The organism is Pseudoxanthomonas sp. GW2, from assembly GCF_000283075.1.
In the GTDB taxonomy this organism is placed as follows: domain Bacteria; phylum Pseudomonadota; class Gammaproteobacteria; order Xanthomonadales; family Xanthomonadaceae; genus Pseudoxanthomonas.
Genome location: NZ_ALIP01000154.1, coordinates 1 through 9,118 on the forward strand (window position 1 = coordinate 1; position 9,118 = coordinate 9,118).

Genomic DNA, 9,118 nt, shown 5'->3' on the forward strand with positions numbered 1-9,118 from the left:
CCACCGCCAGCGGTCCGCGCCAGCGGACCTGCCAGGCCTGCACGCGCACGCCGTCGAACAGCGCGCCGCCGTCGGCGTCCAGCACCAGCAGGTGGCGGGACTGCCGGCGCTGCGCCCACGCCTGCCACAGGCCCCAGGCCAGGGCGATGCCGGCCAGCGCCGCGCCGGCCCGCGGCGGGACGCCGGAAGCCAGCACGCAGGCCGCGGCCAGCGGCGCGAGCGCCAGCAGCGCCAGCGACGGCCAGCGCGAGGGGCGCCACTCAAGACGGAAGGGCGCGGATGCCGGCGATGAGCCCGGCGAGTTCGGCATCCGGACAGTCCTCGTATCCCATGAACCAGCGCCAGAGCTTATCGTCCTCGCAATCGAGCATCCGTAGGAATACCCCTCGCTCGGCGTCGGAAGCTTGCTCCCAGCGGTGTTTCAGGAAGCGTTCGAACAGCTGGTCCAGCTCGCGCATGCCACGGCGGCAGCGCCAGCGGATCCGGCGGAGCTGGATATCGGAATCGGTCTCGGGAACGCTCACGGCATCGGTCACGGCAATGGAACCGCCATTTTACCGGGCACGGCGCGCGGCGGCCGGCCTCAGCCGGCCGCGGCCTCGCGCTGCTTGAGCCAGCGGTGCACCAGCAGCGCCAGCAGCGTGGACAGCGCGCCGGACAGCAGGTAGGCGCCCATGTAGGCCAGGCCGAAGTTGGCGCACAGGCCCAGGGCCACCAGCGGGGCGAAGGCCGCGCCGATCAGCCAGGCGAAGTCCGAGGTCAGCGCCGCGCCGGTGTAGCGGTAGCGGGAGCCGAAGTTGCGGGTCACCGCGCCGGAGGACTGGCCGTAGGACAGCCCCAGCAGGACGAAGCCCAGCAGCAGGAACACGTCCCGCGCCAGCTCGCCGCCGCCCAGCAGCGTCGGGGCGAAGCCGCTGAACATGGCGATCGCCAGCGCCAGCGCGCCCAGGGTCGGGACCCGGCCGAAGCGGTCGGCGATCACGCCGGAGGCCAGCACGCCGCCGATGGCGAGGAAGCCGCCGACCACCTGCACCAGCAGCACCTCGGTGATCGGCTGCTCGGAGAACAGCAGGATCCACGAGACCGGGAAGATGGTGACGATGTGGAACAGGGCGTAGCTTGCCAGCGGCGCGAAGGCGCCGATCACCACGTGCCTGCCCTTCTCCCGGAACAGCTCGCGCAGCGGCACCGGCTCCAGCTCGCGCTGGCCCATCTGCCGCTCGTACTCGTGGGTGACGACCAGGCGCAGGCGCGCGAACAGCGCCACCACGTTGATGGCGAAGGCCGCGAAGAACGGGTAGCGCCAGCCCCAGGCGTAGAAGTCCTCGGCCGGGAGGTTGCCGAGCAGGAAGGCGAACAGCGCCGCGGCGACGATGAAGCCCACCGGCGCGCCCAGCTGGCCGAGCATGGCGTACCAGCCGCGGCGGTGCTTGGGGGCGTTGAGCGCCAGTAGCGACGGCAGGCCGTCCCAGGACCCGCCCAGCGCCACGCCCTGGGCCAGGCGGAACAGCGCCAGCAGCACGATCGCGGTCGCCCCCAGGCGCGCGTACCCGGGCAGGAAGGCGATGCCGGCGGTGGCCGTGCCCAGCAGGAACAGGGCCGCGGTCATCTTGGTGCCGCGGCTCCAGCGCGCCTGGATGCGCAGGAACAGCGCCGTGCCCAGCGGGCGGGAGATGAATGCCAGGGCAAAGATCGCGAACGAGTACAGGGTCGCCTGCAGGGGTTCGGCGAAGGGGAAGAACACCTTCGGGAACACCAGGGCCGAGGCGATGCCGTAGACGAAGAAGTCGAAGTACTCCGAGGCCCGGCCGATCACGACGCCAACGGCGATCTCGCCGGGGGCGACCTCGTGCTGGGAGGCATCCTGGCCGTGGATGGAGACGGTATGGCTGGACACTGGGATCGAGGTCATGGCAACGGTTGCAGGCGGCGGGAAGGTGTCGCTGCGGCCAAGGTTGCACGGCCACGGCCGGGTACACAACCCGGCCCGGACAGGGTGACACCAAAACCCGCGCCGGGCGATAGGACAAAACGTCCAATCGCCCCCCCCTGCCCCCGGCGGTACAGTGTGCGGTGCAGCGCACCCCCGCCAAGCGCGAATCGAAGCACGATGTCCCTTCCCAAGACCCTGTGCCGCCTCCTGGCGGCTGCCAGCCTGGCCGTGTTGCTGGGCGGTTGCAACACCATCCTGCTGAACGCCCCGGGCGACGTCGCCCGCCAGCAGGGCAACCTGATCATCATCGCCACGGTGCTGATGCTGATCATCATCGTCCCGGTGATCTGCCTCACCCTGTTCTTCGCCTGGCGCTACCGGGCCTCGAACAGGAAGGCGACCTACAAGCCCGACTGGGACCACTCCCTGCAGCTGGAGCTGGTGGTGTGGTCGGCCCCGCTGCTGATCATCATCGCCCTGGGTTCGATCACCTGGATCACCACCCACACCCTGGACCCGTACCGCCCCCTCGAGCGCATCGCCGAGGGCAAGCCGGTGCCGGAGGGCGTGGAGCCGCTGGAGGTCGAGGTGGTCTCGCTCGACTGGAAGTGGCTGTTCATCTACCCCGAACAGGGCATCGCCACCGTGAACGAGCTGGCTGCCCCGGTCGACCGCCCGATCCGCTTCAAGCTCACCTCCTCCACGGTGATGAACGCGTTCTACGTCCCGGCGCTGGCCGGCATGATCTACACCATGCCGGGCATGCAGACCGAGCTGAACGCGGTGATCAGCACCGAGGGCGAGTACGAAGGCTTCTCGTCCAACTACAGCGGCGCCGGCTTCTCCGGCATGCGCTTCCGCTTCCATGCGCTCAGCCAGGAAGGCTTCGACGCCTGGGTGGGCAAGGTCCGCGAAAGCGGCAGGGAGCTGGGCCGCGAGGGCTACCTGGAGCTGGAAAAGCCCAGCGTGCGCGAGCCGGTGCACCACTTCGCCGCGGTCGACCCGGCCCTGTACGAGGCCGTCCTCAACCGCTGCGTCGACCCGCGCCGGATGTGCCTGCACGAGATGATGGCCATCGACGCCGGCAACGGCTCCGGCCGCACCCGCATGGAGGGCCTGGAGGCCCGCAGCCGCGGCGACCTGCGTGGCGGCCGCTACGTGCAGTCGGCCATGTGCGCCGCCGGCGACGCCCCGGCCCCCGGCCTGGCCACCACCCTCTCCCGCTCCTGATGCGGTCCGTCGCCGCGCCCGCACCCGGCGCGGCGGCCTGACGACGGAAGTCCCGAATCATGTCCTCCCCTCATTCCACTTCGGCACCCTATAACCCGTTGACCGGCTACCTGGGCTGGGAATCGTTCCCGCTGCACGACCCGGTCATCCTCTCGGCGTTCATCGGCACCTGCGTGGCCGGCCTGGCCGTGCTGGCGCTGATCACCAAGTACAAGCTGTGGGGCACCCTGTGGCGCGACTGGTTCACCAGCATCGACCACAAGAAGATCGGCATCATGTACATGGTGCTGGGCCTGGTGATGCTGCTGCGCGGCTTCGCCGACGCGCTGATGATGCGCCTGCAGCAGGCCATCGCCTTCGGTGACAACCTGGGCTACCTGCCGCCGCACCACTACGACCAGGTGTTCACCGCCCACGGCGTGATCATGATCTTCTTCGTGGCCATGCCGCTGGTGACGGGCCTGATGAACTACCTGGTGCCGCTGCAGATCGGCACCCGCGACGTCGCCTTCCCGTTCCTCAACAACTTCAGCTTCTGGATGACCACCGCCGGCGCGGTGCTGGTCATGCTGTCGCTGTTCGTGGGCGAGTTCGCCAAGACCGGCTGGCTGGCCTACCCGCCGCTGTCGGGCATCGAGTACAGCCCCGACGTGGGCATGGACTACTACATCTGGGCGCTGCAGATAGCAGGCGTCGGCACCTTGTTGTCGGGCGTCAACCTGATCGTGACCATCGTCAAGATGCGCGCGCCGGGCATGACCCTGATGAAGATGCCGGTGTTCACTTGGACCGCGCTGTGCACCAACGTGCTGATCGTGGTCAGCTTCCCGGTGCTGACCGCCGTCCTGGCGCTGCTGTCGCTGGACCGTTACGTGGGGACCAACTTCTTCACGAACGACCTCGGCGGCAACCCGATGATGTACGTGAACCTGATCTGGATCTGGGGCCACCCGGAGGTCTACATCCTGATCCTGCCGATCTTCGGCGTGTTCTCGGAAATCGTCTCGGCCTACTCGGGCAAGCGCCTGTTCGGCTACAGCTCGATGGTCTACGCGACCGTCTGCATCACCATCCTGTCGTACCTGGTGTGGCTGCACCACTTCTTCACCATGGGATCGGGGGCGAGCGTCAACTCGTTCTTCGGCATCACCACGATGATCATCTCGATCCCCACGGGCGCGAAGATCTTCAACTGGCTGTTCACCATGTACCGCGGCCGCATCCGCTTCGAGGTGCCGATGCTGTGGACGGTGGGCTTCATGGTCACCTTCGTGGTGGGCGGCATGACCGGCGTGCTGCTGGCCGTCCCGCCGGCCGACTTCGTGCTGCACAACAGCCTGTTCCTGATCGCGCACTTCCATAACGTGATCATCGGCGGCGTGGTGTTCGGCCTGTTCGCCGGCATGACCTTCTGGTTCCCGAAGGCCTTCGGCTTCAAGCTCGACCCGTTCTGGGGCAAGGTCTCGTTCTGGTTCTGGCTGGCCGGCTACTGGTTCGCCTTCACCCCGCTGTACGTGCTGGGCCTGATGGGCGTGACCCGCCGCATGAGCCACTTCACCGACCCATCGCTGCAGATCTGGTTCCAGGTTGCCGCCTTCGGCGCGGTGCTGGTCGCCATCGGCATCGCCGCCTTCCTGGTCTGCATCTTCGTCAGCTTCCGCAACCGCGAGAAGCTGCGCGACGTGACCGGCGACCCCTGGGACGCCCGCAGCCTGGAATGGTCCACCTCCTCGCCGCCCCCGGTGTACAACTTCGCCTTCACCCCGGTGGTGCACGACAACGACGCGTGGTGGGACATGAAGCAGCGCGGCGCCCAGCGCCCGACCTCCGGCTTCCTGCCGATCCACATGCCGAAGAACACCGCCGCCGGCGTGGTCATCGCCGGGCTGTCCACCGTGTGCGCCTTCGCCCTGGTCTGGCACATCTGGTGGCTGGCCATCGGCGCCTTCGCCGCGACCGTGATCGCCTCGATCGTGCATACCTTCAACTACAAGCGGGACTACTACATCCCGGCCGAGTACGTGGCCGAGACCGAAGCCGCCCGCACCGAACTGCTGAAGAACGCCAATGTCTGACGCCGCCATTGCATCCTCGCCGCTCGCCGGCGACCCGACCCGGTTCTACGACACCGGCGGCCACCACCACCCGCAGAACGGCACCCTGCTCGGGTTCTGGATCTACCTGATGAGCGACCTGCTCATCTTCGCCTGCCTGTTCGCGGTGTACGGCGTGCTGGGCCGCAGCTACGCCGCCGGCCCCACCGGCGCCGACCTGTTCGACCTGCCGCTGGTGGCCCTCAACACGGCCATGCTGCTGCTGTCCTCGATCACCTACGGCTTCGCGATGCTGTCCATGCAGCGCCGCAGCACCGCCGGGGTGCTCGGCTGGCTGGCGGTGACCGGCCTGTTCGGCGCCGCGTTCCTGGGGCTGGAGCTGTACGAGTTCTCGCACCTGGTCCACGAGGGCGCCGGCCCGCAGCGCAGCGCGTTCCTGTCCTCGTTCTTCGCCCTGGTCGGCACCCACGGCCTGCACGTGGCCTTCGGCATCGTGTGGCTGGTGGTGCTGATGGTGCAGGTGCGCATGCACGGGCTGCACGAGGCCAACCGCCGCCGCCTGATGTGCCTGTCCCTGTTCTGGCATTTCCTCGACGTCGTCTGGATCGGCGTCTTCACCTTCGTCTACCTGATGGGAGTGCTGCCATGAGCCAGCCCCACGACATCCACGCCCACGCCGCCAGCCACGACGAGCACGGCGGCGAGCACCACGCCCACGAGGAGGGCGCGCACGGCAGCCTGCGCGACTACGTCATCGGCTTCGTCCTGTCGGTGGTCCTCACCGCCATCCCGTTCTGGCTGGTAATGGGCAACGTGATCCAGGACTCCGGCACCACCGCCCTGGTGATCCTCGGCCTGGCCGTGGTCCAGATCGTGGTGCAGATGGTCTACTTCCTGCACATGAACGCGCGCTCGGAAGGCGGCTGGAACATGCTTGCGCTGATGTTCACCGTGGTCCTGGTGGTGATCGTGCTGGCCGGTTCGCTGTGGGTCATGCACCACATGAACGCCAACATGATGCCGCACATGTCGACCCACGACGCGCTGGTCATGCCCTGACGCCGGCCATGCGCCGCGGCTGTTACGCTGGCCACATGGACAACGGATCCAGGGTCCACCGCCATGAACAGCCTGCCTGAGGCCGCCCCGCGGCGGCCGCACGGCCCGCTCGCCACCGCCGTCCTGGCGGTGGCGTTCGCGTTTGGGTTCCTGCTGTTCCTCTCGCTGGGCCTGTGGCAGGTCCAGCGCCTGCACTGGAAGCACGACCTCATCGCCCGCGTCGACGCGCGGGTGCACGCCGCCCCGGTGCCTGCGCCCGACGCAGCCGCGTGGGCGGCCTCTTCCCCCGTCAACCACGAATACCGCCGGGTCCGCGTCAGCGGCCACTGGCTGCCGGGCCTGGATACCCGCACCCAGGCGCTGACCGAGGCCGGTTCCGGCCACTGGCTGCTGCGGCCGCTGCGCCGCGACGACGGCAGCGTGGTCCTGGTCAACCTGGGCTTCGTGCCCGAGCACTGGCAACCCGTCCCGCCCGATGCGGACGCCCCGGCGGAAGTCACGGGGCTGCTGCGCCTGGGCGAGCCCGGCGGCGGCTTCCTGCGCCGCAACCAGCCGGAGCAGGAGCGTTGGTACTCGCGCGACGTGGAGGCCATCGCCGCCCACCGCGGCCTGGCCGGCGCCCTGCCCTACTTCATCGACGCCGACGCCGCCTCGGCGGTCCAGGCCGGCAGCCCCTGGCCCCGCGGCGGGCTGACGGTGGTACGGTTCCGCGACAACCACCTGGGCTATGCGCTGACCTGGTTCGCGCTGGCCCTGCTGGTGGCCTTCGGCGCCTGGCGCTTCGCGCTGGAGGAACGGCGCATCCGCCGCCACTGGCGCCAGCGCAGCACGGAGCAACCGGATGGATCCACGCACCCCGGGCGCGGGCGCGCCCGCTAGCCCCGCCCTGTTCGAACTGGCCCCGGCCGACGAGGCGCACGGCGCCGGCCTGCGCAACATGCAGCAGCTGATCGAGCTGCGCTGGTACGCCATCGTCGGCCAGGTCGCGACCATCGGCTTCGTCCACTTCGCGCTGGACATCGAGCTGCCGCTGGTCACCATGCTGGGCATCGCCGGCTGCCTGGCCGCGTTCAACCTGGCCTGCCTGGTGTTCTGGCGGCCGCGGCAGGAAGTCGGCGACCTGGCGCTGCTGGCGGCCCTGCTGGTGGACGTGGCCGCGCTGACCGCGCAGCTCTACCTCAGCGGCGGCATCACCAACCCCTTCCTGTTCCTGTACCTCCTGCAGGTGGCGCTCGGCGCCCTGCTGCTGCCCGGCTGGGCCGCGTGGGTGGTGGTGGCCGCGGCCTGCGCCGGCGTGCTGGGCATGGTGGTCTCGCCCGGGCCGGTCACCATCCACGCCAATCCGGCGCGCGGCGTGGCCGATCCCTACGTGCAGGGCCTGCTGGCCTGCTTCCTGCTGACGGCGGCCCTGGCCGCCCTGTTCATCGGCCGCATCGCCCGCATCCTGCGTGACCGCGACGCACGCCTGGCGGCGCTGCGCCAGCAGGCGGTGGAGGAGGAGCACATCGTGCGCATGGGCCTGCTGGCCTCCGGCGCCGCGCACGAACTGGGCACGCCGCTGGCCACGCTGTCGGTGCTGCTCGGCGACTGGCGGCGCATGGCGCCGTTCACCGAACACCCGGACCTGCAGCAGGACCTGGACGAAATGCAGGCCCAGCTCGAGCGCTGCAAGTCGATCGTCACCGGCATCCTGTTGTCGGCCGGCGACGCCCGCGGCGAAGCGCCGGCACAGACCACCCTGGCAACCTTCCTCGACGGCCTGGTCAGCGAATGGAGCGCCACCCGTCCGGTGCGCACGCTCGACTACCGCCGCCACCTGGAGGCGGACGTGCCGATCATCTCCGACTCCGGCCTCAAGCAGATGATCGGCAACATCCTGGATAACGCACTGGAGGCATCGCCGGATTGGGTTGGCATGGAAGTCCGCCTCGCCGGGGGCGACCGGCAGACCCTGGTCCTGGAGGTCAGCGACAACGGCCCCGGGTTCAGCGAGCAGACGCTGGCCAACTTCGGCAAGCCCTACAATTCGACCAAGGGCCGCCCGGGCGGCGGCCTGGGCCTGTTCCTCTCGCTGAACGTGGCCCGCAGCCTGGGCGGACGCCTCAACGCCTCCAACCGCTCCCCCGGCGGCGCCCGGGTGGTCCTGGAACTGCCACTGGCCGCCCTGCTGCCGCCCCAGCCCGATCCCCCCGACCCGGATGCCGATGACGATGAATGAATCCATTGAGCAGCCGCGCAAGCTGCTGATCGTCGAAGACGACGCTGCCTTCGCCCGCACCCTGGTCCGCTCCTTCGAGCGCCGCGGCTACGAAGTCCGGCACGTGCCCGGCCAGGCCGAGCTGGACGCGGTGCTGCAGGAGTTCGAGCCCGGCTACGCGGTGGTCGACCTCAAGCTGGCCGGCGGCAGTTCCGGCCTGGCCTGCGTCCAGGCCCTGCATGCGCGCGATCCCGACATGCTGATCGTGGTGCTGACCGGCTATGCCAGCATCGCCACCGCGGTGGAAGCGATCAAGCTGGGCGCCTGCCACTACCTGGCCAAGCCCTCCAACACCGACGACATCGAAGCCGCCTTCGGCAAGGCCCAGGGCAACGCCGACATCGGCCTGGGCGAGCGTCCCACCTCGATCAAGACCCTGGAATGGGAGCGGATCCACGAAGTCCTGGCCGAAACCGGCTTCAACGTCTCCGAAACCGCCCGCCGCCTCGGCATGCATCGCCGCACCCTGGCCCGCAAGCTGGGCAAGCAGCAGGTCAAGTAGCCTGCGGTGATTGGTGATTGGTGATTCGGGCCGGGGCGCATCACGAATCCCCAATCCCCAATCCCCCAACGCAAAACGGCGAC

At 69.3% G+C, this 9,118-nt stretch carries 10 protein-coding genes; 7 read left to right on the forward strand and 3 right to left on the reverse strand.

The annotated features are described in order from the left end of the window. From B351_RS17860 to B351_RS0114585, 3 genes are all read right to left on the reverse strand, one after another. On the reverse strand, positions 1–310 hold a 310-nt coding region (locus B351_RS17860; protein ID WP_039731754.1), incomplete at its 3' end, for a hypothetical protein. Next, entirely contained in the window at positions 261–458 is a 198-nt protein-coding gene (locus B351_RS16950; RefSeq protein ID WP_050992246.1) for a succinate dehydrogenase assembly factor 2, read from the reverse strand. The genes B351_RS16950 and B351_RS17860, both read right to left, overlap by 50 nt. Positions 459–583: 125 nt before the next feature. Beyond that, positions 584–1,912, reverse strand: coding sequence for an MFS transporter (locus B351_RS0114585; protein WP_019399772.1), 1,329 nt, complete (start codon positions 1,910–1,912; stop codon positions 584–586). A 198-nt stretch (positions 1,913–2,110) separates the two neighbouring features. Between B351_RS0114585 and cyoA the strand changes: the two genes are divergently transcribed. From cyoA to B351_RS0114620, 7 genes are all read left to right on the forward strand, one after another. Then, complete coding sequence (gene cyoA, locus B351_RS0114590) at positions 2,111–3,163, forward strand: ubiquinol oxidase subunit II (RefSeq protein ID WP_019399773.1); 1,053 nt, start codon at positions 2,111–2,113, stop codon at positions 3,161–3,163. Positions 3,164–3,261: 98 nt separating this feature from the next. Beyond that, positions 3,262–5,238 (forward strand): cytochrome o ubiquinol oxidase subunit I, encoded by a 1,977-nt coding sequence (cyoB, locus tag B351_RS0114595; protein WP_019399774.1) that lies wholly within the window; start codon positions 3,262–3,264, stop codon positions 5,236–5,238. Further along, complete coding sequence (cyoC, locus tag B351_RS0114600) at positions 5,231–5,866, forward strand: cytochrome o ubiquinol oxidase subunit III (RefSeq protein WP_019399775.1); 636 nt, start codon at positions 5,231–5,233, stop codon at positions 5,864–5,866. Before cyoB ends, cyoC begins: the two co-directional genes overlap by 8 nt. Continuing rightward, positions 5,863–6,276 (forward strand): cytochrome o ubiquinol oxidase subunit IV, encoded by a 414-nt coding sequence (gene cyoD, locus B351_RS0114605; RefSeq protein WP_019399776.1) that lies wholly within the window; start codon positions 5,863–5,865, stop codon positions 6,274–6,276. Before cyoC ends, cyoD begins: the two co-directional genes overlap by 4 nt. 63 nt (positions 6,277–6,339) lie before the next feature. Continuing rightward, entirely contained in the window at positions 6,340–7,155 is an 816-nt protein-coding gene (locus tag B351_RS0114610; RefSeq protein ID WP_019399777.1) for an SURF1 family protein, read from the forward strand. Then, positions 7,118–8,494 (forward strand): ATP-binding protein, encoded by a 1,377-nt coding sequence (locus tag B351_RS0114615; RefSeq protein ID WP_019399778.1) that lies wholly within the window; start codon positions 7,118–7,120, stop codon positions 8,492–8,494. Before B351_RS0114610 ends, B351_RS0114615 begins: the two co-directional genes overlap by 38 nt. Beyond that, positions 8,487–9,035, forward strand: a complete 549-nt coding sequence (locus tag B351_RS0114620) for a response regulator transcription factor (protein WP_019399779.1) — start codon at positions 8,487–8,489, stop codon at positions 9,033–9,035. The genes B351_RS0114615 and B351_RS0114620 overlap by 8 nt, the downstream gene beginning before the upstream one ends. The last annotated feature ends 83 nt before the right edge of the window (positions 9,036–9,118 follow it).

What these genes read in the sequence shown, in the direction of transcription:
- B351_RS16950 (WP_050992246.1), bottom strand. Translation starts at nt 458, where the DNA reads ATGCGCGAGCTGGACCAGCTGTTCGAACGCTTCCTGAAACACCGCTGG.
- B351_RS0114585 (WP_019399772.1), bottom strand. Translation starts at nt 1,912, where the DNA reads ATGACCTCGATCCCAGTGTCCAGCCATACCGTCTCCATCCACGGCCAG.
- cyoA (WP_019399773.1), top strand. Translation starts at nt 2,111, where the DNA reads ATGTCCCTTCCCAAGACCCTGTGCCGCCTCCTGGCGGCTGCCAGCCTG.
- cyoC (WP_019399775.1), top strand. Translation starts at nt 5,231, where the DNA reads ATGTCTGACGCCGCCATTGCATCCTCGCCGCTCGCCGGCGACCCGACC.
- cyoD (WP_019399776.1), top strand. Translation starts at nt 5,863, where the DNA reads ATGAGCCAGCCCCACGACATCCACGCCCACGCCGCCAGCCACGACGAG.
- B351_RS0114610 (WP_019399777.1), top strand. Translation starts at nt 6,340, where the DNA reads ATGAACAGCCTGCCTGAGGCCGCCCCGCGGCGGCCGCACGGCCCGCTC.
- B351_RS0114615 (WP_019399778.1), top strand. Translation starts at nt 7,118, where the DNA reads ATGGATCCACGCACCCCGGGCGCGGGCGCGCCCGCTAGCCCCGCCCTG.
- B351_RS0114620 (WP_019399779.1), top strand. Translation starts at nt 8,487, where the DNA reads ATGAATGAATCCATTGAGCAGCCGCGCAAGCTGCTGATCGTCGAAGAC.